At 70.2% G+C, this 22488-nt stretch carries 19 protein-coding genes and 1 pseudogene; 16 read left to right on the top strand and 4 right to left on the bottom strand.

Annotated features, from left to right (window positions below; all coding sequences use genetic code 11):
• Window positions 1-183: 183 nt before the first annotated feature.
• The 9 genes and pseudogenes from O3Q52_RS17060 to O3Q52_RS17020 all read left to right on the top strand — a co-directional run.
• Window positions 184-1296, top strand: coding sequence for a carbohydrate kinase family protein (locus O3Q52_RS17060; RefSeq protein ID WP_269649629.1), 1113 nt, complete (start codon window positions 184-186; stop codon window positions 1294-1296).
• Between the two features lie 193 nt (window positions 1297-1489).
• Window positions 1490-2548, top strand: a complete 1059-nt coding sequence (locus O3Q52_RS17055) for a PhoH family protein (RefSeq protein WP_269649628.1) — start codon at window positions 1490-1492, stop codon at window positions 2546-2548.
• A 12-nt stretch (window positions 2549-2560) separates the two neighbouring features.
• The gene (ybeY, locus tag O3Q52_RS17050; protein ID WP_055612361.1) at window positions 2561-3061 is read left to right on the top strand and encodes an rRNA maturation RNase YbeY; all 501 of its coding nucleotides are present in this window, start codon (window positions 2561-2563) and stop codon (window positions 3059-3061) included.
• The gene (locus tag O3Q52_RS17045; protein ID WP_055612360.1) at window positions 3058-4362 is read left to right on the top strand and encodes a hemolysin family protein; all 1305 of its coding nucleotides are present in this window, start codon (window positions 3058-3060) and stop codon (window positions 4360-4362) included. The genes ybeY and O3Q52_RS17045 overlap by 4 nt, the downstream gene beginning before the upstream one ends.
• The gene (locus tag O3Q52_RS17040) at window positions 4359-4718 is read left to right on the top strand and encodes an MmcQ/YjbR family DNA-binding protein (RefSeq protein WP_269649627.1); all 360 of its coding nucleotides are present in this window, start codon (window positions 4359-4361) and stop codon (window positions 4716-4718) included. The genes O3Q52_RS17045 and O3Q52_RS17040 overlap by 4 nt, the downstream gene beginning before the upstream one ends.
• Before the next feature lie 171 nt (window positions 4719-4889).
• The gene (locus O3Q52_RS17035; RefSeq protein WP_269649626.1) at window positions 4890-5243 is read left to right on the top strand and encodes a cytidine deaminase; all 354 of its coding nucleotides are present in this window, start codon (window positions 4890-4892) and stop codon (window positions 5241-5243) included.
• Between the two features lie 469 nt (window positions 5244-5712).
• Complete coding sequence (locus tag O3Q52_RS17030) at window positions 5713-6189, top strand: hypothetical protein (protein WP_269649625.1); 477 nt, start codon at window positions 5713-5715, stop codon at window positions 6187-6189.
• Window positions 6190-6489: 300 nt separating this feature from the next.
• Entirely contained in the window at window positions 6490-7815 is a 1326-nt protein-coding gene (locus O3Q52_RS17025; RefSeq protein ID WP_269649624.1) for a beta-xylosidase, read from the top strand.
• A 136-nt stretch (window positions 7816-7951) separates the two neighbouring features.
• Window positions 7952-8965 (top strand): annotated as a pseudogene (locus O3Q52_RS17020) (DUF916 domain-containing protein); the annotation flags it as partial.
• On the opposite strand, the gene O3Q52_RS17015 reads toward O3Q52_RS17020, so the two are convergent.
• On the bottom strand, window positions 8862-9200 hold the full coding sequence (locus O3Q52_RS17015) for a P-II family nitrogen regulator (RefSeq protein WP_269649623.1): 339 nt from the start codon (window positions 9198-9200) through the stop codon (window positions 8862-8864). The pseudogene O3Q52_RS17020 and the gene O3Q52_RS17015 overlap by 104 nt on opposite strands.
• Before the next feature lie 152 nt (window positions 9201-9352).
• On the opposite strand from O3Q52_RS17015, the gene era reads away from it, so the two are divergent.
• On the top strand, window positions 9353-10312 hold the full coding sequence (gene era, locus O3Q52_RS17010) for a GTPase Era (RefSeq protein ID WP_269649622.1): 960 nt from the start codon (window positions 9353-9355) through the stop codon (window positions 10310-10312).
• A gap of 181 nt (window positions 10313-10493) precedes the next feature.
• Here era and O3Q52_RS17005 read toward each other — a convergent pair whose 3' ends face one another.
• The 3 genes from O3Q52_RS17005 to O3Q52_RS16995 all read right to left on the bottom strand — a co-directional run bounded on the left by O3Q52_RS17005 (window position 10494) and on the right by O3Q52_RS16995 (window position 13392).
• The gene (locus O3Q52_RS17005; protein ID WP_269649621.1) at window positions 10494-11822 is read right to left on the bottom strand and encodes a GH1 family beta-glucosidase; all 1329 of its coding nucleotides are present in this window, start codon (window positions 11820-11822) and stop codon (window positions 10494-10496) included.
• Between the two features lie 178 nt (window positions 11823-12000).
• Window positions 12001-12267, bottom strand: a complete 267-nt coding sequence (locus tag O3Q52_RS17000) for a protealysin inhibitor emfourin (RefSeq protein ID WP_269649620.1) — start codon at window positions 12265-12267, stop codon at window positions 12001-12003.
• Between the two features lie 54 nt (window positions 12268-12321).
• The gene (locus O3Q52_RS16995; protein ID WP_269649619.1) at window positions 12322-13392 is read right to left on the bottom strand and encodes a M4 family metallopeptidase; all 1071 of its coding nucleotides are present in this window, start codon (window positions 13390-13392) and stop codon (window positions 12322-12324) included.
• Between the two features lie 443 nt (window positions 13393-13835).
• Between O3Q52_RS16995 and leuA the strand changes: the two genes are divergently transcribed.
• The 6 genes from leuA (at window position 13836) to O3Q52_RS16965 (ending at window position 22310) form a co-directional block, all read left to right on the top strand.
• Entirely contained in the window at window positions 13836-15557 is a 1722-nt protein-coding gene (leuA, locus tag O3Q52_RS16990) for a 2-isopropylmalate synthase (protein ID WP_269649618.1), read from the top strand.
• Window positions 15558-15729: 172 nt separating this feature from the next.
• Complete coding sequence (locus O3Q52_RS16985) at window positions 15730-16440, top strand: TerB family tellurite resistance protein (protein ID WP_269649617.1); 711 nt, start codon at window positions 15730-15732, stop codon at window positions 16438-16440.
• A gap of 270 nt (window positions 16441-16710) precedes the next feature.
• Complete coding sequence (locus O3Q52_RS16980) at window positions 16711-18813, top strand: MMPL family transporter (RefSeq protein WP_269649616.1); 2103 nt, start codon at window positions 16711-16713, stop codon at window positions 18811-18813.
• A 190-nt stretch (window positions 18814-19003) separates the two neighbouring features.
• Window positions 19004-20269 carry a sensor histidine kinase gene (locus O3Q52_RS16975; RefSeq protein WP_269649636.1) on the top strand — a complete coding sequence of 422 codons (1266 nt, stop codon included), beginning with the start codon at window positions 19004-19006 and terminating at the stop codon, window positions 20267-20269.
• Entirely contained in the window at window positions 20266-20937 is a 672-nt protein-coding gene (locus tag O3Q52_RS16970) for a response regulator transcription factor (protein ID WP_269649615.1), read from the top strand. The genes O3Q52_RS16975 and O3Q52_RS16970 overlap by 4 nt, the downstream gene beginning before the upstream one ends.
• Window positions 20938-21146: 209 nt before the next feature.
• Window positions 21147-22310, top strand: coding sequence for an exo-alpha-sialidase (locus tag O3Q52_RS16965; RefSeq protein WP_269649635.1), 1164 nt, complete (start codon window positions 21147-21149; stop codon window positions 22308-22310).
• Window positions 22311-22488: the final 178 nt, after the last annotated feature.

The following is a 22488-nucleotide window of genomic DNA, read 5'->3' as shown; positions in this document are numbered from 1 at the left end:
TGTGAGTGCGGGTGCGCTGTGGCTGGTCGCGCAGTTCCCCGCGCCCCTGATGGGGCGCGGGGAACTGCGCAGTCTTTGGGGGTTCGGGGGCGAAACCCGTCCTGGCCCGGCGTGACACTCCGCGGTCAGTGGAGTGATTGGTGCACACTGGCCTGAATCCGCACCACCTCATGGGAGCGCACCGTGACCGCGTCCAACGGAGAGGGACGGCACAGCCAGGCCGCCCAGGTCGACCCCCTCGGAGGGCTGCGCGCCCAGGACGACCCGCCCTGGGACGTCTACCTCACCGGCACAGTCTTCCTCGACATCATCTTCACCGGACTCGACTCCGCCCCGGTCCGCGGCACCGAGTCCTGGGCGCGCGGGATGGGGTCCAGCCCTGGCGGGGTCGCCAACATGGCCACCGCGCTCGCCCGGCTCGGCCTGAAGACGTCCCTCGCCGCCGCCTTCGGCGACGACCACTACGGGGAGTACTGCTGGGACGCCCTGGAGCAGGGCGAACGCATCGACCTCTCCACGTCACGCACGGTACCGGGCTGGCACTCCCCGGTGACGGTCTCGATGGCGTACGAGGGCGAGCGGACGATGGTCAGCCACGGACACGAGCCGCCCCCGGAGGAGCCCGCCCCGGACTGCCCGCCCCGCGCACGTGCGGCCGTCGCCTCGCTCACGCCAGGCATCCGAGCCCCCTGGATCGCCGGGGCGGCGGGCAAGGGGACCAGGATCTTCGCGGACGTCGGCTGGGACGACACGGGCCGCTGGGACCTCGCGGGGCTCCCCGACCTGGCGCACTGCGAGGCGTTCCTGCCGAACGCCCAGGAGGCCATGCGGTACACGGGCGCCTCGTGCCCCCGCGCCGCCGCCCACGCGCTCACCGAGCACGTGCCGCTCGCCGTCGTCACGCTCGGTGCCGAGGGTGCGTACGCCGTGGACGGACGGACCGGGGAGACCGCCGAGGTTCCGGCCATCGAGGTCGAGGCCATGGACCCCACCGGCGCGGGGGACGTCTTCGTGGCCGGGTTCGTCACGGGCACCCTGGCCGGCTGGCCGCTGGCAGACCGGCTGGCCTTCGCGGGCCTCACCGCCGCCCTGTCGGTCCAGGAGTTCGGTGGGTCCCTGTCCGCCCCCGGCTGGTCGGAGATCGCCGGGTGGTGGCGGCGCGTGCAGTCGTACGACCACCAGGATCCGGCGGCGCTCGGCCGGTACGCCTTCCTGGAACCCCTCCTTCCGGAGCCGAGCCGGGCGTGGCCCCTGCGGCGGGCGGTACCGACGATCGGGTTCGGCAGATCCGCGTGAGGTCGCAGGTGGATCGGGGTGAGGCAGCAGGTGGGTCCGCGCGGGGCCATCGGCGGATTCGCCTGGGGCCACCGGTGCGGGCGAAAAGTCCTACGGCGTTGTCGGTGCCCCGTCGTACTCTTGGAAGCACAAGGCTGCCGTACCGGCAAGCGTGCCTCACCGAGGAGGATGAGCAGGCCTACAGAGCCGGCCCATGACGCAGACACCCACAGCTCACACCCCCGCGCAGGGGCAGTCACGAGCGCAGTTCACCGTCCCGGCCAAGCACCCCATGGTGACCGTGCTGGGATCGGGAGACGCCCTTCTGCGCGTGATCGAGAAGGCCTTCCCGGCGGCCGACATCCATGTCCGGGGCAATGAGATCAGCGCCGTCGGCGACGCCAGTGAAGTGGCGCTCGTCCAGCGCCTGTTCGACGAGATGATGCTGGTGCTCCGCACCGGACAGCCGATGACGGAGGACGCAGTGGAACGCTCGATCGCCATGCTGAGGGCGAGCGAGAACGGGGAGGGCGACGGCCAGGAGACCCCGGCCGAAGTGCTCACACAGAACATCCTGTCCTCGCGCGGCCGCACCATCCGCCCCAAGACGCTCAACCAGAAGCGGTACGTCGACGCCATCGACAAGCACACCATCGTCTTCGGCATCGGCCCCGCCGGTACGGGCAAGACCTACCTCGCCATGGCCAAGGCCGTGCAGGCACTGCAGTCCAAGCAGGTCAACCGCATCATCCTGACCCGCCCCGCGGTGGAGGCGGGAGAGCGGCTCGGCTTCCTGCCCGGCACGCTCTACGAGAAGATCGACCCCTACCTGCGCCCGCTGTACGACGCGCTGCACGACATGCTCGACCCGGACTCGATCCCGCGGCTGATGGCGGCCGGGACGATCGAGGTGGCCCCGCTGGCGTACATGCGTGGTCGTACGCTCAACGACGCCTTCATCATTCTGGACGAGGCCCAGAACACGAGCCCCGAACAGATGAAGATGTTCCTCACCCGCCTCGGCTTCGAGTCGAAGATCGTGATCACGGGTGACGTCACCCAGGTCGACCTGCCGAGCGGCACGAAGTCCGGTCTGCGTCAGGTCCAGGACATCCTGGAGGGCCTCGACGACGTCCACTTCTCCCGCCTCACGTCCCACGACGTCGTCCGGCACAAGCTGGTCGGCCGTATCGTCGACGCGTACGAGAAGTACGACAGCCAGAACGGTACGGAGAACGGCACCCACAAGGGCGCCCGTAACAAGCGGAAGTAGACCAGCGCGACCATGTCGATCGACGTCAACAACGAGTCCGGAACCGAGGTCGACGAGCAGGCGATCCTCGACATCGCCCGCTATGCCCTCGCGCGGATGCGGATCCACCCGCTCTCCGAGCTCTCGGTGATCGTCGTGGACGCCGACGCCATGGAGCAGCTGCACATCCAGTGGATGGACCTGCCCGGTCCGACGGATGTCATGTCGTTCCCGATGGACGAGCTGCGGCCGCCGTCGAAGGACGACGACGAGCAGCCCCCGCAAGGGCTGCTCGGCGACATCGTGCTCTGCCCCGAGGTCGCCGAGCGGCAGGGCAAGGAAGCCGACACGCAGCACTCCATGGACGAGGAGCTCCAGCTCCTCACCGTCCATGGAGTGCTGCATCTGCTCGGCTACGACCACGAGGAGCCGGACGAGAAGGCCGAGATGTTCGGCCTCCAGGCGGCCATCGTGGACGGCTGGCGTGCGGAGAAGGGCCTGACCGGCCCGTCCCCGGCCCCGACCGTCTCATGAGCCCGCAACTCGTCGTAGGCGCCATCACCCTTGTCGTGGTCGCCTGGCTCGCCGCCTGCGCGGAGGCCGGTCTCGCCCGCGTCTCCAGTTTCCGCGCCGAGGAGGCCGTCCGGTCCGGCCGCCGCGGCAGCGCCAAGCTCGCCCAGGTCGCCGCCGACCCGACCCGCTATCTGAACGTGGCGCTGCTGGTGCGCGTCGCCTGCGAGATGGCGTCCGCCGCGCTCGTCACGTACGCCTGCCTGAAGGAGTTCGCCGAGACCTGGGAGGCGCTGGCCGTCGCCATCGGCGTCATGGTCCTCGTCTCGTACGTGGCGGTCGGCGTCTCCCCGCGCACCATCGGCCGCCAGCACCCGCTGAACACGGCGACGGCGGCCGCGTACGTACTGCTGCCGCTCGCCAGGATCATGGGCCCGATCCCGCCGCTCCTGATCCTCATCGGCAACGCGCTCACGCCCGGCAAGGGCTTCCGGCGCGGCCCGTTCGCCTCCGAGGCCGAGCTGCGGGCGATGGTCGACCTCGCGGAGAAGGAGTCGCTCATCGAGGACGAGGAGCGCCGCATGGTGCACTCCGTCTTCGAGCTGGGCGACACGCTCGTACGGGAGGTCATGGTCCCGCGTACGGACCTGGTGGTCATCGAGCGCTACAAGACGATCCGGCAGGCCCTGACGCTGGCCCTGCGGTCCGGTTTCTCCCGCGTCCCCGTCACGGGGGAGAGCGAGGACGACATCGTCGGGATCGTCTACCTGAAGGACCTGGCCAGAAAGACGCACATCAGCCGGGACGCCGAGAGCGAGCTGGTGTCGACGGCGATGCGGCCCGCCGCCTTCGTCCCCGACACGAAGAACGCCGGCGACCTGCTGCGCGAGATGCAGCAGGACCGCAACCACGTCGCCGTCGTCATCGACGAGTACGGCGGCACGGCCGGCATCGTCACCATCGAGGACATCCTCGAGGAGATCGTCGGCGAGATCACCGACGAGTACGACCGCGAACTGCCGCCCGTGGAGGACCTCGGCGACGACCGCTACCGGGTGACCGCACGGCTCGACATCGGCGACCTCGGCGAGCTGTACGGCTTCGAGGCGTACGACGACGAGGACGTCGAGACGGTGGGCGGCCTCCTGGCGAAGGCGCTCGGCCGCGTGCCCATCGCCTCCGCCTCGTCGGTGGTCGAACTGCCCGACGGGCGCGAGCTGCGGCTCACGGCGGAGGCCTCGGCCGGCCGCCGGAACAAGATCGTCACGGTGCTGGTCGAGCCCGTGGGCCCGGCCGGCTCCCCCGAGGAGGAGAAGCCGGAGTGACCCCGCAGGAGCTGCGCACGTTCTGCCTGTCCTTCAACGCGACCGTCGAGGACTTCCCCTTCACCCCGGAGACCTCGGTCTTCAAGGTGCTGGGAAAGCTGTTCGCCCTGACCAGACTGGACGCCCGGCCGCTCACGGTGAACCTGAAGTGCGACCCCGACGACGCGGTGCGCCTGCGCGGCGAGTACGAGGGCCTGATCATCCCCGGCTACCACATGAACAAACGCCACTGGAACACGGTGACGGCCGACGGAGAGCTCCCGGACCAGCTGGTCAGGGAGCTCATCGAGGACTCGTACGACCTGGTGGTCGCGGGTCTACCGAAGGCCGAGCGGCTCCGGCTCGACCGCCCCTGACGTCCGTCGGCCGAGTCCGACCGCGACCAGAACCGCCGCCCCCAGCACGATCGCCGCGTCCAGTGCCACCACCGTGTGGACGCCGGAGCTTTGCAGGCGTGTCGGGCGTACGGCTGGGCGGTGACGCGTACCGGCGCGCGGGGATCGGGTGGGGCTTCGTATGCTCTGGGCATGACCGACAGCACCGCGCTCGATCCCGAGGACCGCAAGATCGTCACCCTGGCCCGTTCCGTGCGGGCCCGCAATGGTGTGGCCGAGGGGGCGGCCGTGCGGGACGAAACCGGCCGTACCTATGTTGCGGGGACCGTTGACCTGCCTTCTCTGCGGCTCAGTGCGCTGCAGACCGCGGTGGCCATGGCTGTGGCTTCCGGGGCGAAGGCGTTGGAGGCGGGGGCTGTGGTGACCGAGGCGGAGTCCTTGGCGGACGGCGATCTGGCGGTTGTGCGGGATCTTGGTGGGCCGGGGACTTCTGTGCTGGTCGCCGGGCTTGACGGGGAGGTTCGGGTGCGGGTGGCTGCGGGCTGAGGCCCGGGCGGTTTCCTTTCCCCAGCCCCCTTCCCGAAGCTGGGGGCTGCGCCCCCAGGCCCCCGCTCATCGGCCTGAACGGCCTCGTCCTCAAACGCCGGACGGGCTGAGACGTACGTGCGGGTTCGCTGTGGCTGGGCGCGCAGTTCCCCGCGCCCCTGAAGGGGCGCGGGCCCCACCGGTCGACTTCGGCCACATCTTCGGTCGGCGGAAGATTCCCCACCGCTTCTCTTGCAATCCCGAGCCGCTCGCGCATCAATGGACGACAGCTCTTCCGACGGACCGTCAGATTCGTCGCCGCGCAGCGTGCCCGCACACCGCTCGCGGTGACTGGTCCGTGCGCACGTGAATCCCCGCACCGTCGCCGGCCTGCGCACAGGCACCGGTGGCAACCACGCGTGCCCGCACTACGGCGTGCCCGTCGAACGTCCCCACATGGCAATTCCCGTACAAGGGAAGGGAATCCCCAATGAGATGCAAGCGACTCGGAATCGGTGCGGCGTTAGCCGCCGGCACCCTCGCCGCCGGCCTGGCCCTCGCTCCGGGTGCCGCGGCCGTCGTCCCCCAGTCCGCCACGATCATCGCCGACTGCGGCGCCTATGGCGGCGGTGAGGCCACCCTCACGGCCACCCAGACCGGCACCTCCGCCACCATCACCCTCAGCTCCTCCGAGATCACCTCCCCGCTCGCCCTCGGCGCGGACTCGATCGTCTCCACACTCACCATGGTGAAGGCGAGCGGTGGCACGACCGCCTTCACGGGCACCAAGAACCCCGCGATGGACGCGGGCGACGGCGTCTCGGTCGGCCCGCTGACCGGCACCGTGGCGCCCGGCGACAGCCTGGAGGCGTTCGGCGGCTCCCTGCAGATGGTGATCTTCGGGTTCATCACCGTGACGTGTACGGCGGAGGAAGTGCAGTCGCCGGGCCCGTTCGTGTTCGAGTGAGTCCCGGGCGGTAGCCCTCCCCCCCCATAGCCCCCCACGAGCAAGTCGAGCCATCGACCGGTGCCGCCTGCGCGCGGCGGCACCGGTCGATGCGCTGAGCTCCTCGGGAGGCGGGCGCGCGGGGATTTCGGAGTACGTCAACTTCCCCCCGTCTCAAGCAAGTTGACAGAAACTGATGGCCCATCAGTTCTCGTCCGGCGATTCCATTGACATTTCACACAACCCACACATCAATGTCCCCCTGTCGGCGCAGAAGAACGCGGAAGAGCCGCTGCGCCCGCATCCTCAGGAGGGGCAACCATGGGTTCAGGAACCCGAAGACGCCACCGTTGGGCGGCACTTCTCGGAGCGACCGCACTCGCGGTCACCGGGGGAGGCGCACTCGCCTGTCCCGCGAGCGCGGAGCCTCAGCAGGTCGACTTCGCCACGCACTGCGTCCCGCCGCCCATCGCGGGCATCCCGCCGATCGACGGCACGACCACCGCCAAGATCACGGTGGACAACGCCGCGCCCAAGGTGGGCGACACGGTCACCGTCACGTACACGGTGGTCAAGCCCGCCGCGAGCAACCCGGTCGACATCGCCCTGCCCGCCGACATCATGACGCCCACCGGCAAGGTCACCCTCGGTGGCGTGCAGACCGGTGACATCACGGTCGCGGGCCCGAAGAAGAACGACCCGGTACCGGGGAAGGGAGCCTTCCCGTCGTTCTCGATGACCGGCACCTTCACGGTCACCACACCCGGCGCGATCACCATCTCGCCCGGCGACTACAACATCCACACCAGCTACATCCTGGAGCTGGACACGCCGTGCACGGTCACCAACCCGCCCGCCCCCGTCTCCGAGACGGTCACCGCGACGGACGGCGGACAGACCAACAACCGTGCCATCAGCCTCGGTACGGCCTCCGGGAAGCCCGGTGACAGCGTGACCGTCACGGGCGCGAACTTCACCCCGGGCGCCGCAGTCACCCTCGCCGGACGGGCCGGCCCCGCCGAGACCGCCGACAAGGGCACCGCCACCGCGAACGCGCAGGGCGCCATCAGCGGCACCCTGACCGTCAGAGACAAGGCGACGACCGGGGTCGTGGCGTACGAGGGCAGCGCCTGGAGCGATGCCAAGGGTGCCGGTCCCGCCGCGTACGTCGTCATCGACGACACGCCTCTCCCCGAGGGCAGCCAGAAGCTCAACTCCTCGGTCAAGGCAGGCACGTTGTCCATGACCCAGGCCGGTGACACCGTCGAACTCGCGGCGGTCGACTACGGCAAGGGCGGCTTCTCGCGCGGCTCCCTGCAGACGGTGACCGTCAAGGACTTCCGCGGCGGACCCGCGGGCTGGTCCCTGACCGGCAAGGTCACCGACTTCGCCGGTCCCGGCGGGGCGAAGATCGAAGCGGCCAAACTGGGCTGGACCCCGGTCTGCGCCACCAAGACCGGCAGCCCGAGCACCTGCCAGCCCGGTTCGCCCGGCTCGGTCGGCAGTGCGGGCGCGACTCTGGCGTCCACTCCCAACGGCGCGCAGACCGGTGGTGAGTTCACCGTCGACGCCAGGCTGTCGCTGAACGTTCCGGCGTTCACCCCGCCCGGTGCGTACTCCGGCGTGCTGACGCTCACGCTCACCTGACGCCCACGTCACTGCTGACGCTGACGCTCAGACCTGACGGTTCGTCAACAGAGCTGTGAGCAGGCTCGTTCCATCGGTGGCCGGGCGCGCACCCGCCCGTCCGCCTCGTCCGACTCGCCACCGGGGGTCCGCACCCATGCGCAAGCCGTTCGTCCTCCTCCTGTTGCTGTTCCTCGGCCTGGCCGGGGCGCCCGCGTACGCAGCCGACAACGGCAGCTGGTCCGTCTACCCCGTCTCGACGGACCTCGCCTCGCGGCCCTACTTCCACCTCTCCGCCGACCCGGGGACGACTCTCAAGGACAAGGTCACCGTCGCCAACAAGACCGGGGCGCCACTGACCTTCCGGCTGTACGCGGCCGACGCCTACAACACCGCCCGCGACGGCGGGTTCGCGGTGCGTACCAGCAAGGAGAAGCAGCGGGGTGTCGGTGCCTGGGCGAAGCCCGCGAAGTCCCGGGTGACCGTGCCCGCGCACGGCTCGGTCACCGTGCCGTTCACGATCCGGGTGCCCGAGGGCGCCGAACCCGGCGATCATCCGGGTGCGCTGGTCGCTCTCGACGAGCGCATCGACGGCGGGTCGGGGGCCGTCGAGGTCGGCGTGCAGCGGGCCGTCGGCGCCCGGATCTATCTGCGGGTGGGCGGGCCGACCGTGCCCGCCGTCGCCGTCGAGGACGTCCGCATCACCCACCACCAGCCCCTGGTCCCGGGCATGGGCGACAGCACGGCCACCGTCTCGTACACCCTCCGCAACACCGGCAACGTCACCCTCAACCCCAAGGTGGAGCTGAAGGCCGAGGGGCTCTTCGGCCGTACGCTGCTCGCCCGCGACCTGGCCGAGGTCCCCTCCGAGCTGCTGCCCGGGCAGCGGGTGAAGCTGAGCGAACCGTGGCGTGGCGCGCCCCAACTCGACTGGGGCGACGTGACGTTGACCGCCAGCGCGCACGACACCCGCGAGTCGGCGAGTACGTCGTTCTTCGCGCTGCCGTGGCTCGTCGCGGTCGTGCTGGGAGTGGGGATCGCGGTCGGCGTGGCCGTGGGGATCAGGATCAGAGGGCGTCGGGACCGCGCTCGCCCGTCCGTACCCGCACCACCGTCTCCACCGGCACCGTCCACACCTTCCCGTCGCCGATCTTCCCCGTCCTCGCCGCCTTCACGATCCCTTCGATGACGGCGTCGGCGTCCGCGTCCTCGACGACGACCTCGATACGGATCTTGGGGACCAGGTCGACCTGGTACTCGGCCCCGCGGTACACCTCCGTGTGGCCGCGCTGGCGCCCGTACCCGCTGGCCTCCGTGACGGTCAGCCCGTGCACGCCGATGTCCTGGAGGGCGGTCTTGACCTCGTCGAGTCGGTGCGGCTTGACGATCGCGGTGATGAGCTTCATGCCGGGGGCCTGACCTTCTGCGGATGCGGGTGATGGAGGCCGGAGCCTTGCTCCGGAGCCCCGTGATCGTAAGGCCGTCCGGGCCTGTGTCGTAAGGTCCCGGGCGGTGTGCCGGGCCGCTGGGTGCGGCGGGGCTCCGATGATCAGGGACAATGGGCGTCATGAGCGTTCGTACCCAGTCTTCCGAGCCGTCCGAGGCGATCCACCGCGCCGGCTTCGCCTGCTTCGTGGGCCGCCCCAACGCGGGCAAGTCCACCCTGACGAACGCTCTGGTCGGCCAGAAGGTGGCGATCACGGCGAACCAGCCCCAGACGACGCGGCACACCGTGCGCGGCATCGTGCACCGGCCCGACGCCCAGCTGATCCTCGTGGACACGCCTGGGCTGCACAAACCGCGCACGCTGCTCGGCCAGCGGCTGAACGACGTCGTACGGACGACGTGGGCCGAGGTCGACGTGATCGGGTTCTGTCTGCCGGCGAACGAGAAGCTCGGTCCCGGTGACCGTTTCATCGCGAAGGAACTGGCGTCGATCAAGAAGACGCCGAAGATCGCGATCGTGACGAAGACCGACCTCGTGGACAGCAAGACGCTCGCCGAGCAGCTCATCGCCATCGACCAGCTCGGCAAGGAGCTCGGGTTCGAGTGGGCCGAGATCGTGCCGGTGTCCGCCGTCGGGGACAAGCAGGTCGATCTGCTCGCGGATCTGCTGGTGCCGCTGCTTCCGGAGGGGCCCGCGCTCTATCCCGAGGGCGACCTCACGGACGAGCCCGAGCAGGTCATGGTGGCCGAGCTGATTCGTGAGGCCGCGCTGGAGGGGGTGCGGGACGAGTTGCCGCACTCCATCGCCGTTGTCGTGGAGGAGATGCTTCCCCGCGAGGACCGGCCTGCCGACAAGCCTCTTCTCGACATCCACGCGTTCGTCTATATCGAGCGGCCCAGTCAGAAGGGGATCATCATCGGGCCCAAGGGGAAGCGGTTGAAGGAGGTCGGGATCAAGTCGCGCAAGCAGATCGAGGCGCTTCTGGGTACGCCGGTCTTCCTCGACCTCCATGTCAAGGTCGCCAAGGACTGGCAACGGGATCCGCGCCAGCTGCGCAAGCTCGGCTTCTAGGACTTTTCTCCTTCCCCAGCCCCACCCCTTCCCGAAACTGGGGCTTCGCCCCAGGCCCCGTGGGGTGTGCTTTTGGGTGCGGGTCCGGCTGTGGCTTGTCGCGCAGTTCCCCGCGCCCCTAAAAGCCTAGGGGCGCGGGGAACTGCGCAGTCTTTGGGGGTTCGGGGGCGGAGCCCCCGGCTCACCCTCCCTGGGCTCGGATCACGTCCCGTAGCCAGCCGTACGACGCCTTCGGCGTGCGCTTCAGCGTGTCGAAGTCCACGTGGACCAGGCCGAAGCGGCGGGCGTAGCCTTCCGCCCACTCGAAGTTGTCGAGGAGCGACCACACGAAGTAGCCGCGGACGTCGACGCCCTGGTCCAACGCCCGGTGCAGGGACCGGAGATGACCGTCGAGGTACGTGATCCGGTCCTGGTCGTCGAGGCCCTCGTACGAGCAGCCGTTCTCCGTGATGACCACGGGCGGGAGCCGGTCGCCGTACCGCTTGTGGAAGTCCACCAGCAGTTCCGTGAGGGCCTCGGGGACCACCGGCCAGCCGAAGTCCGTGACCGGGTAGCCCTCGATTTCCCTTACGGAGAAGGGGAGTTCGGCGGGCATCGTCAGTCCGCCGAACTCGATCTCGGCGCCCTGGGGCGCGCCCACCCTGGTCGGGGCGTAGTAGTTGATCCCGTACCAGTCGATCGGCTCAGAGATGACCTTCAGGTCGGCCTCGACGTCTCCGGGCATCAACTCACCGAGTCCGTCGGGGTATTGGCCCGTCAGCACCGGGTCCGCGAACAGCCGGTTGAGGAGGATGTCGTAGAAGGCCGCCGCCTCCAGGTCCTCCGGTTCCTGGGAGGCGGGCCAGGTCGGGCCGTGCGAGTTGGCGATGCCGATGCCCGTGACTCCGGCCGCGCGCAGGGCCCGTACGGCCAGGCCGTGGCCCAACAGCTGGTGGTGGGCCACGGGGAGCGAGTCGAAGAGGAGTTGCTTTCCCGGCGCGTGCGCGCCGAGCGCGTGGCCCAACAGGGTGTGTTCTGCGGGCTCGTTGAGGGTGATCCACTTGCTGATCCGGTCACCCAGCCGGTCGACCACCACGGCGGCGTACTCGGCGAAGCGCTCGGCCGTGTCCCGGTTCAGCCAGCCGCCCGCCTCCTCGACCGACACCGGCAGATCCCAGTGGAAGAGGGTCGGCACGGGGCGTAGGCCCGCCGCGGTCAGTTCGTCCACCAGGCGGTCGTAGAAGTCCAGGCCGCCGGGGGAGTTCACCCGCGGCCAGGAGATCGAGAAGCGGTACGCGTCCACGCCGAGGTCGCGCAGGAGCGCGACGTCCTCCGGGTAGCGGTGGTAGTGGTCGCAGGCCACCGCCGCCGTGGAGTTGTCCTTGATGTGCCCCGGTTCGGCCGTGAAGGCGTCCCAGACCGAGGGGTCGCGCTTGTCCGCCGCGCCCTCGATCTGGTGGGCCGAGGTGGACACGCCCCAGAGGAAGCCGGCCGGGAACTGGGGTATCGGGTTCGTCGCCGTGTTCGCCATGCGCGCGATCATCTGTAGCGGCGGACAGTGAAGTCAACGGTAGGAAGTGAACTGGGAGTTACGGCCTCCCTGGAGCGCCCAAGGGGAGGGGTGGTCCTGTGCGGGGCGGCTGCGGGGCGTCTGTGGCTTGTCGCGCAGTTCCCCGCGCCCCTTGGGGGCGCTCCTGTGGGCGGTGTCTTCAGGAACCCTCCTTCAGGACCCTTGAGATCAGTTTGCGCTGCTCCTCCGTCAAGCGGGGGTCCGCGCAGTACACCGTTCTGCCGTTGGCGGTGATCTGGTAGCTGAAGCCGTCCGGAACCCCTATGGGGGGCGTGCCCCGGCCGGACGCGATCGCCTGTTCGGCCAGGGCGTGCCACTCCTGGGCGTCGGCGCGGCCCGAGGTCTCCACCTCGGCGTGCCGCTCGATGCCCGCGAATCCGCCCGTGCGCCTCACCTGAATACGCATGGGTCCTGTCTAGTACGAAATGGAGCTACTGCGAAACGGCGGCGCGGGGCGCGGTCACAGGGTCCGTACCCCGACCTGCTCCCACGCCTTTGTCACGGCCTGCAGTTCGTCGCCCTCGCCGAACGAGGCGCGTGCCTTGGCCACGGTCAGCGTCGCGAAGTCCGTGAAGTTGGCCTTCGAGCCCAGCTCGCCGCCGGTCAGCACGTCGTACCAGATCCGTCCGGCCCGCTCCCACGCGTGCCCGCCCAGCGCGGTCGCCGCGAGGTAGAAAGCGTGGTTCGGGATGCCGGAGTTGATGTGGACGCCGCCGTTGTCGCGGCCCGTCTGAACGTAGTCGTCCATCGTGGCGGGCTGCGGGTCCTTGCCGAGCACGTCGTCGTCGTACGCCGTGCCCGGGGCCTTCATCGAGCGCAGGGCCGTGCCCGTGACGCGCGGGGCCAGCAGGCCCGCGCCGATCAGCCAGTCGGCCTCGGCGGCGGTCTGGCCGAGCGTGTACTGCTTGATCAGCGCGCCGAAGACGTCCGAGAAGTGCTCGTTCAGGGCACCCGGCTGGCCGAAGTACGTGAGGTTCGCCGTGTACTGCGTGACGCCGTGGGCCAGCTCGTGGCCGATGACGTCGACCGGGATGGTGAAGTCGAGGAAGATCTCACCGTCACCGTCGCCGAAGACCATCTGCTCGCCGTTCCAGAAGGCGTTGTTGTAGTCCTCGCCGAAGTGCACGGTCGCGTTGAGCGGCAGTCCCTCGGCGTTGATCGAGTTCCGCTCGTACGCCTTCTGGAACAGCTCGAAGGTCGCGCCCAGGCCGGCGTACGCGCGGTTGACCGTGGCGTCCTTGCCGGGCTTGTCGCCCTCGCTGCGGACCTTCTTGCCGGGCAGGTCCTGCTTGTGCTTCGCGTCGTGGATCGTGCGGTTCGGCTTGTCCGCGGCGGCGCCCTTCGGCGGGGCCAGGGTGGGCGCGCCGATGACCGTGGTCAGGCGGCGGTGGGTGCGCTCGAAGGCGTCGTGCTCCAGGGTGCGGCGTGCCTTGCCGGCGAGTGCCGGGTCCTCGGCCTGGGCCAGGGTGTCGAGGACGTGGGGTGGAACGATGGTGCAGAAGACGGGCTCGAAGCCCCCGGTTGTCGTCATGGTCGGCACCATTGCACTGCGTGATGCCGCTGTCACCAGGGGCAACCATGATTGGTGAAATGCGGAGATAAGGGGGGCTGTGGGGTGGGGGTTGTGTTACGGGTGCGGGCCGGTGGGGGCTGGTCGCGCAGTTCCCCGCGCCCCTGAAGAACGCGGGCCCCCGAGCCGTCGAAGGGAGAGGTGCCGATGTGTAGCGATGTGACCTTGTGCACCTTTTGTGATGCAATTCCTCGGTGTCCCGCATACTGATACGAACCCTCGCGCGGGGCTTGGCTCGGCTAGCATGCGGAGCATCATGCGTTACGGGCTGCTTCTCCTTAGCTGCCGCGGCGAGGGCCTGTAGTCGAGGCCGACCCCCTCCCCGCGGAGTTCGGCGTTGCGCCGTCGGCCGTCCCTCGGATTCTCTCCGAGGATCAAGCGGACCAAGAGGAGCCCCTCGCATCATGGCCAATCGCCAGCAGCCCACCTCCATGCCGATCCACAAGTACCGCCCGTACGACCAGGTCGACATCGCCGACCGTACGTGGCCGGACAACCGGATCACCGTCGCCCCCCGCTGGCTCTCCACCGACCTGCGTGACGGCAACCAGGCCCTGATCGACCCCATGTCGCCCGCGCGCAAGCGCGAGATGTTCGACCTGCTGGTGAAGATGGGCTACAAGGAGATCGAGGTCGGATTCCCGGCCTCCGGCGAGACCGACTTCGCGTTCGTGCGCTCGATCATCGAGGACGAGGGCGCGATCCCGGACGACGTCACCATCTCCGTACTGACCCAGGCCCGCGAGGACCTGATCGAGCGGACCGTCGAGTCGCTGAAGGGCGCCAGGCGCGCCACCGTCCACCTGTACAACGCCACCGCGCCGGTCTTCCGCCGGGTCGTCTTCCGGGGCTCCAAGGACGACATCAAGCAGATCGCCGTCGACGGCACGCGGCTGGTCGTGGAGTACGCGGAGAAGCTGCTGGGCCCGGAGACGACCTTCGGCTACCAGTACAGCCCCGAGATCTTCACGGACACCGAGCTGGACTTCGCCCTGGAGGTCTGCGAGGCCGTCATGGACGTCTGGCAGCCGGGTCCGGGCCGCGAGATCATCCTCAACCTGCCTGCCACGGTGGAGCGTTCGACCCCGTCGACGCACGCGGACCGCTTCGAGTGGATGAGCCGCAACCTGTCCCGCCGTGAGCACGTCTGCCTGTCCGTCCACCCGCACAACGACCGGGGTACGGCTGTCGCGGCGGCCGAGCTGGCGCTGATGGCCGGGGCCGACCGTATCGAGGGCTGTCTGTTCGGGCAGGGCGAGCGGACCGGCAACGTCGACCTGGTCACGCTGGGCATGAACCTGTTCTCCCAGGGTGTGGACCCGCAGATCGACTTCTCGGACATCGACGAGGTGCGGCGCACCGCCGAGTACTGCAACCAGATGGAGGTCCACCCGCGCCACCCGTACGTGGGCGACCTGGTCTACACGTCCTTCTCCGGCTCCCACCAGGACGCCATCAAGAAGGGCTTCGACGCCATGGAGGCCGACGCGGCCGCGAAGGGCGTCACCGTCGACGACATCGAGTGGGCCGTCCCGTATCTGCCGATCGACCCGAAGGACGTCGGGCGTTCGTACGAGGCCGTCATCCGGGTCAACTCGCAGTCCGGCAAGGGCGGTATCGCGTACGTCCTGAAGAACGACCACAGCCTGGACCTGCCGCGCCGGATGCAGATCGAGTTCTCGAAGATCATCCAGGCGAAGACCGACGCCGAGGGCGGCGAGGTCACCGGCAAGGACATCTGGGCGGTCTTCCAGGACGAGTACCTGCCGAACGCCCAGAACCCCTGGGGCCGTATCCAGGTCAGCAACGGCCAGTCCACGACCGACCGTGACGGCGTCGACACGCTCACCGTCGAGGCCGAGGTGGACGGCACCGAGACCGTTCTGGCCGGCACCGGAAACGGCCCGATCTCGGCGTTCTTCCACGCCCTGCAGGGCATTGGGGTCGACGCCCGACTGCTGGACTACCAGGAGCACACGATGAGCGAGGGCGCCTCCGCGCAGGCCGCCTCGTACATCGAGGTCGCGATCGGCGACAAGGTTCTGTGGGGAATCGGCATCGACGCGAATACGACACGCGCCTCACTGAAGGCCGTTGTCTCCGCGGTCAACCGCGCGACCCGATAAGGCCGTTCACCTGCGTTTCTCCGGTCCCGTCCGCCTCACAGGCGGGCGGGACCGCGGCGTGTATCAAGCCATGTCACAGAGTGGTCTCGCCCTGGGTACTGACTCTTCCTCAACAATGTGGCTAACATCACGCCAACGCGGCGATGTTGCCGCGGCGTTACGGAGGTGCGACGTGCTGCCAGGACGGGGACGAAACGGCCGGTTTGTCCGCGCCGGCTCCATGGGCGTTTCGCGCATCCTCGGAACCCGCACGGCGTGGACCACCGTCGGCGACGGCGAGTTCTTCTGCCCCGGCTGCGGAGGCGATCGCAACTACCAGCGCCTCACCGGCCGCCGCCGCTTCACCTGCCTCGGCGTCCCGGTCCTCCCGCGCGGCGAGACGGGTCCCGTCGTCGAGTGTGCGGCCTGCGGTCAGCACTACAGCGCGGACGTCCTGGACCACCCCACCACGACCCGTTTCTCGGCGATGCTCCGTGACGCCGTCCACACCGTCGCGCTCGCCGTCCTGGCCGCCGGCGGCACCTGCGCCCGTACGTCCCTGGAGACCGCCGCGAGCGCCGTCCGCTCGGCCGGGTTCGACGACTGCACCGAGGAGCAGCTCGCGGCCCTCGTGGAGGCGCTCGCCGCCGACACCGGCCGGATCTTCGGGGAGCCCTGCGGGCCCGGGCTGGCCATAGAGCTCCACGAGGCTCTGGACCCGCTGGCGCCCCACCTGGCCCCCGGCGGCCGCGAGGCCATCCTTCTCCAGGGTGCTCGTATCGCTCTCGCCGACGGGCCGTACACGCCTGCCGAGCGCGAGACGCTCTCGACGGTGGGCGCTGCGCTGACGATCTGTGCGGATGATGTGACGCGGTTGCTCACGGCGGCGCGTACGCCGTCGTGACCCCCGGGTGGGCCCGGGCCCCTCGCGCCCTCCCGGCCGGTGCCCTCCCCGGCGGGGGCTGAGTGATTGCTGCGGGTCCGTGGGGGCTGGTCGCGCAGTTCCCCGCGCCCCTGAAGGGCGCGAAGCCCTCTGCTACTCCCCTGGGAGTAATCCGCGCCCCTCGTCGCCCCCGGCAGTACGCACCACCTCGCCCTCCCGCCCGACGAAAGCCGTGGTCTTCGACGGAAGTCTGGAGGCCGAAGCAGACGTCACCCGGAGGGAGATCGGTCAATGGGGGCCGGACAGACAACCACGACGAGGACGGGGCGCGGGCGAGCCGTTCCATGGGCGGTGCTCGGGCTGTGGATCGCCGTGCTCGCGCTCGTCGGGCCGTTCGCGGCGAAGCTCGCCGACGTGCAGCACGACCGGGTCACCGACTACCTGCCGGCGAGCGCCGACTCGACGCAAGTGGCGGAGATCCAGGAGAAGTTGCCCGGTGGCGAGACCACCGAGATGGTGCTCGTCTACCACCGGGACGGCGGGCTCAGCGCCGCCGACCGGGAGACCGCCGCGGGTCAGGTCGCGGAGATCGCCGGGCAGCACGAACTGATCGGCGGCGCCCCGAAGGGGATTCCGTCGAAGGACGGTACGACCCTGATGTACCCGGTCGCCAGCAACGAGCCCGGGACGAACGAGGACCTGCGCGACGAGCTCGTCAACGACGTCCGCGAAGTCGCCCAGGGCGAAGGCGGGTTGAGCGTCGAGGTGGGCGGCACCGGCGCGCTGGCCACCGACGCCGCCGAGGTCTACAACTCGCTCGGCGGACCGCTGCTCTACACGACCGTCGCAGTCGTCGCCATCCTGCTGATCCTGATCTACCGCAGCCCGGTGCTGTGGCTCGTGCCGCTCGTCGTCGCCGGGATCGCCGACTTCATGTCGATGGGTGTCGCCTACGGCCTCAACCAGGCCTTCGGCACGACCGTCTCGGGGCAGAGCTCGGGCGTGATGACGATCCTCGTGTTCGGGGCGGGCACGGACTACGCGCTGCTGCTCGTCTCGCGCTACCGGGAGGAACTGCGGCGCATCGAGCGCCCCTACGAGGCCATGGTCGCCGCCCTGCGCGGCTGCGGGCCCGCCGTGCTCGCCTCCTCCGGCACCGTCGCCGCCGGACTGCTGTGCCTGCTCGCCGCCGACCTCAACAGCAGCCGGGGCATGGGCCCGCTCGGCACCGTCGGTGTGCTGTGCGCGCTGATCGCGATGCTGACCCTGCTCCCCGCCATCCTCGTACTGGTCGGACGGCGGGTGTTCTGGCCGCTCGTGCCGGCCTTCGGGAGCGAACCCAAGCAGCGGCGCAGCCTGTTCTCGGCGATGGGCAGCTCGGCCGGACGCAGGCCGCTGACCGTGCTCGCGAGCGGTGCCGTACTGCTGGGCGCTCTCGCCCTGGGTTCGCTCAACCTGCCCGGTCCGGTCAAGCAGGAGGACTCCTTCGTCGACAAGCCGGAGGCCGTCGCCGCGATGGAGACCCTCGGCAAGTCCTATCCCGAGCGCGGCAGCCAGCCCATCGACGTGGTCACCCCGCAGGGCCGCGCCGACGAGACCCTCGCGGCCGTCCGCGGCACCCCGGGAGTCGGCAGCGCGGAGAAGGGGCGTACGGGAGGCGGCTGGACCGAGATCTCCGTCTTCGCGAAGAGCGCGCCCCAGTCGGCGGGGGAGACCGCCACCATCAAGTCGCTGCGGGACGAGCTGAAGGGCTCCTACGTCGGCGGGGCCAGCGCCCAGCAGATCGACCTGGAGGACACCAACGCCCGGGACACGAAGGTCGTCGTGCCGCTCGTCCTCGTCTCCGTGATGCTCATCCTGATCGGGCTGCTGCGGAGTCTGGTCGCACCGCTGCTCCTGGTGGTCGCGGTCGTCGCGGTGTGGGGCGCGTCCCTCGGGATCGGCGGGCTGGTCTTCGGACCGCTCCTCGGCTTCGAGGGCACCGATCCGGGGCTCGGGCTGCTGTCCTTCGTGTTCCTCGTCGCCCTCGGCGTCGACTACGGCATCTTCCTCATGCACCGGATGAGGGAGGAGTCCCTGTCGGGAGCGGAACCGGCCGCCGCCGCGCTCACCGCACTGCGCACCACCGGCGGCGTCATCGCCTCCGCCGGACTCGTCCTCGCCGCGACCTTCGCCGTCCTGACGAACATGGGCCTGGTGCAACTGGTCCAACTCGGCTTCGTGATCGCCGTCGGCGTTCTCCTCGACACCTTCCTCGTACGGACGTACCTGGTGACCAGCGCCAGCGTCGCCCTGGGCCGGAAGGTGTGGTGGCCGGGCGTGCTCTCACGGGAGCCCGAGCCGGCCGAACCGACCGAGCCGCCACGGCAGGCGGCACCCGTCGGTGCGCCCTGACACGTCGGGCCCGTCCGGGCGCCTCTCCTTCGGGAGAGGCGCCCGCACGCCCGCCCGCATACCGGAAGATGGAGCCGTGCGGGTACGGGGAACGATCATGGCGGTACGCGACCGGTCGGCGTCGGCGGGTGCCGGAGCAGGCGGTGGCGGTGGCGGTGGCGGCGCGTGGCCACGCCGGCTCGAACGTGTCATGGCCGCCATCAACCGCGACCCGCTGACCGCGCCGCACCGGACCCGCAACGACGCGATCTTCGCCGCGGGCGTCGCCGTGCTCGCGGTCGCCCTCGCCCTGCTCGTCGACGACGGACGCCGACTCGACCCGCTCGGCTGGGCCCTGCTGCTCGGAGCCCATGTACCGCTCGTGTGGCGGCGCACCCGTCCGGTGCTCGTGATGCTCGCCGTGGTGGCCTGTGTCGCGCCGTACCACGGCCTCGACTTCCACCACGCGGCGCCGACCCCCGCCTCGTACCTCGCCCTCTACACCGTCGCCGTCACCGGCCGCCCGCTGCGCACCGTCCTGGTGGGCATGGGCGTCCTGGGTGTCGCGGTGAGCGTGATGCTCAGCGTCAGCGCGAAGGACGCCATCCAGCTGCTGGAGATCTCCGGCTGGGTCGTCGCCATGCTCTTCTTCGGCGTCGACGTCCGGTTCTACCGACGGTACGTCGCCTCCATCGTCGAGCGGGCCGAGCGCGCGGAGCGCACCCGCGAGGAGGAGGCGCGGCGCCGCGTCGCCGAGGAACGGCTGCGGATCGCCCGGGACCTGCACGACCTGCTCGCCCACAGCATCACGCTCATCGGCGTGCAGACGTCCGTGGCGGCCCACGTCCTCACCGCCGACCCCGAGCGCCTCGACCGCAAGGCCGTCGCCCAGGCGCTGGACGACATCGCGGGGACCTGCCGGACCGCCCGGGGGGAGCTGCGTACGACGCTGGAGGTGCTGCGGGCGCACGACGCGGTCGTGGGAGTGGGCACAGACCTGGGAGCGGGGGCAGGTCCCGGTTCCGTTTCGGGGTCCGGGGACATGAGGGGGCCGCTGCCCGGGATCGACGGACTGGCCGGTCTCGCGGAGTCGGGCCGGGTGGCCGGGGCCAAGGTCGAACTGTCCGTCCGCGCGGACGGCATACCGCCCTCCGTGGGCGCCGCCGCCTACCGGATCGTGCAGGAGGCGCTCACCAACGCCGTACGCCACGGTGGCCGCGAGAACCTCACCGTGCGGGTGGGTCTGTGGACCGCGGACGGCGCCCTGCTGGTGAGCGTCAAGGACGACGGGACGGGCGGGGACGCGGACGCGGGCGGCGCGGCGGGTTCGTCCGGCGGCACGCCGGGGTTCGGGCTTGTCGGAATGCGGGAGCGGGCCCGTAGCGTGGGCGGCACACTGGACGCCGGACCGGGGCCCGCCGAGGGCTTCGAGGTGACCGCCACACTGCCGCTGCCCCGGGGGGACGAGGTTCGATGACGATCCGCGTACTGCTCGCCGACGACCAGAATCTCGTACGGGCCTCCTTCGCGATGCTCGTCTCGTCGGCCGGTGACATGGAGGTCGTCGCCGAAGCGGGTACCGGCCGGGAGGCCGTGGCGCTGGCCCGGTCGGCGCGGGCCGATCTCGTCGTGATGGACATCCGCATGCCCGACCTGGACGGGATCGAGGCGACCCGGCTCATCGCCGCCGACGAGGATCTCGCGGGTGTGAGGGTGCTCGTCCTGACGACGTACGACACCGACGAGCACATCGTCGAGGCGCTGAGGGCCGGGGCGTCCGGCTTCCTCGTGAAGGACATCCGGCCGGCCGAACTCCTCGACGCCATCCGGACGGTGGCCGCGGGGGAGTCGCTCCTCTCGCCCGGTCCCACCTCACGGCTCATCGCCCGCTTTCTGCGCACGCCGGACACCGCGACGCCGTCCGCGGTCGGCGGGCCCAGCGGGCTGTCCGAGCGGGAACGGCAGGTGCTCGCGCTGGTCGCGCGCGGTCTCAACAACACTGAGATCGCCGACGCGTTGGGACTCAGTCCGCTGACCGCGAAGACCCATGTCAGCCGCATCATGGGCAAGTTGGGGGCGCGGGACCGGGCGCAGCTGGTGATCGTGGCGTATGAGTCGGGGCTTGTGATACCCGGGGCTGTCTGAGCTCGTCCGAGTTCGGGCGCCCCTCGACTGCCTTTGGCTGCAAGGGCATTGCTCTGTCCCTCGGTGCGCACTAGCTTCTCGTTTCCCGAGAGACATCCCACGTCCTATGTCTCGCGTCCTCAGGAGAAACCGTGGCTTCCTCGCGTCGTCCTCGTCCGATCGCCCTTGCCGCAGTCGTGGGGCTCACCGTCGGACTCGCCTCCGGAACGGTGTCCACCGGTACCGCGTTCGCCGCGGAACGGCCGTCGCGGGGGTGTGTCTCCTCCGTCCCGTACGCGGCCGGGCAGAACGGGTACGACACCTACCGCATCCCCGCCACCGTGACGACCCGCACCGGTGCCGTGCTCGCCTTCGCCGAGGGCAGACGCGACGGTGCCGGGGACACCGGGAACATCGACGTCGTCCTCAGACGGTCCTTCGACGGCGGCTGCACCTGGGGGCCGCTGTCCGTCGTCGCGGCCGGGAAGGGGAACACGCGCGGCAATCCGGCGCCCGTCGTCGACCCGCGTACCGGGAAGGTCGTCCTCCTCACGTCCTACAACAGCGGTGCTGTGACCGAGGCGCAGATCATGCGCGGGGAGGTCACGGCCGAGCAGAGCCGGCGGGTCTTCGTGCAGACGAGCCGGGACGACGGGCGTCGCTTCAGTGCGCCCCGGGACATCACCGCGGCGGTGAAGCTGCCTGGGTGGCGGTGGTATGCCACCGGGCCCGGACATGCGGTCGCTCTGACGCGGGGGCCGTACGCCGGACGGCTCGTCGTGCCGTCCAACCACTCGGCCTCGCCGGCGGCCGGCTCCGCCGACACCGGGCAGGAGGCCAAGTACTACGGGGCGCACGCGATCTACAGCGATGACGGTGGGGTGACGTGGCGGGTCGGGTTCGTGGACGACCTGTACGACGGGGTGGAGAACGCGAACGAGAGCATTGCCGTGCAACTGCCCGACGGGCGGCTGTACTTCAGTGCTCGGGATCAGCACGGGAGCAGTGTGGGCAACCGGCTCGACAGCTACTCCAGTGACGGGGGTGTGACGCTCGACCGGCCCTATCTGGTCCAGCCGACGCTCAATGACGTGCCTGTGGTTCAGGGCAGTGTTCTGCAGTTGACGGGCGGCGGTGGTCGGGGGGTGGGGGCTCCGTTGCTCTTCTCCGGGCCGTCCGTGCCCACGGTTCGCCAGTCCATGGCGGTCTGGCGCAGCGCGGACGCGGGCCACTCCTTCACCAAGGCGAAGACCCTCTCCACGCTGCCGGCCGCGTACTCCGACCTCGTCCAGCTCGGGTCCGACCGGGTCGGGGTCCTCTATGAGACGGGGGCCGCGGGGATGTACGAGTCGATCGAGTTCCGGCGGGTGGCGGTGGGCGAGCTGAGGGGTTAGCGGGGGTTTTCTTCGCCCCCGCCGCCCCTACCCGTCCCAACCTACTGGGGCTCCGCCCCAGGCCCCGTGGGGTGTGTTGTCGGGTGCGGGTTCGTTGTGGCTGGTCGCGCAGTTCCCCGCGCCCCTAAAAACCTAGGGGCGCGGGGAACTGCGCAGTCTTTGGGGGTTCGGGGGCGGA

The organism is Streptomyces sp. ActVer (assembly GCF_027270795.1).
In the GTDB taxonomy this organism is placed as follows: domain Bacteria; phylum Actinomycetota; class Actinomycetes; order Streptomycetales; family Streptomycetaceae; genus Streptomyces; species Streptomyces umbrinus_A.
The sequence above is the reverse complement of the archived record's forward strand: the minus strand, read 5'-3'. Positions and strand labels throughout refer to the sequence as shown.

Excerpts from the sequence above, each read along its gene's own strand:
- ybeY (WP_055612361.1), top strand. The coding sequence starts at position 2,561 with ATGTCGATCGACGTCAACAACGAGTCCGGAACCGAGGTCGACGAGCAG.
- era (WP_269649622.1), top strand. The coding sequence starts at position 9,353 with ATGGGCGTCATGAGCGTTCGTACCCAGTCTTCCGAGCCGTCCGAGGCG.
- leuA (WP_269649618.1), top strand. The coding sequence starts at position 13,836 with ATGGCCAATCGCCAGCAGCCCACCTCCATGCCGATCCACAAGTACCGC.
- O3Q52_RS17030 (WP_269649625.1), top strand. The coding sequence starts at position 5,713 with ATGAGATGCAAGCGACTCGGAATCGGTGCGGCGTTAGCCGCCGGCACC.
- O3Q52_RS17045 (WP_055612360.1), top strand. The coding sequence starts at position 3,058 with ATGAGCCCGCAACTCGTCGTAGGCGCCATCACCCTTGTCGTGGTCGCC.
- O3Q52_RS16995 (WP_269649619.1), bottom strand. The coding sequence starts at position 13,392 with ATGACGACAACCGGGGGCTTCGAGCCCGTCTTCTGCACCATCGTTCCA.
- O3Q52_RS17035 (WP_269649626.1), top strand. The coding sequence starts at position 4,890 with ATGACCGACAGCACCGCGCTCGATCCCGAGGACCGCAAGATCGTCACC.
- O3Q52_RS17055 (WP_269649628.1), top strand. The coding sequence starts at position 1,490 with ATGACGCAGACACCCACAGCTCACACCCCCGCGCAGGGGCAGTCACGA.
- O3Q52_RS16980 (WP_269649616.1), top strand. The coding sequence starts at position 16,711 with ATGGGGGCCGGACAGACAACCACGACGAGGACGGGGCGCGGGCGAGCC.
- O3Q52_RS17025 (WP_269649624.1), top strand. The coding sequence starts at position 6,490 with ATGGGTTCAGGAACCCGAAGACGCCACCGTTGGGCGGCACTTCTCGGA.
- O3Q52_RS17000 (WP_269649620.1), bottom strand. The coding sequence starts at position 12,267 with ATGCGTATTCAGGTGAGGCGCACGGGCGGATTCGCGGGCATCGAGCGG.
- O3Q52_RS17005 (WP_269649621.1), bottom strand. The coding sequence starts at position 11,822 with ATGGCGAACACGGCGACGAACCCGATACCCCAGTTCCCGGCCGGCTTC.
- O3Q52_RS16970 (WP_269649615.1), top strand. The coding sequence starts at position 20,266 with ATGACGATCCGCGTACTGCTCGCCGACGACCAGAATCTCGTACGGGCC.
- O3Q52_RS16975 (WP_269649636.1), top strand. The coding sequence starts at position 19,004 with ATGGCCGCCATCAACCGCGACCCGCTGACCGCGCCGCACCGGACCCGC.
- O3Q52_RS17015 (WP_269649623.1), bottom strand. The coding sequence starts at position 9,200 with ATGAAGCTCATCACCGCGATCGTCAAGCCGCACCGACTCGACGAGGTC.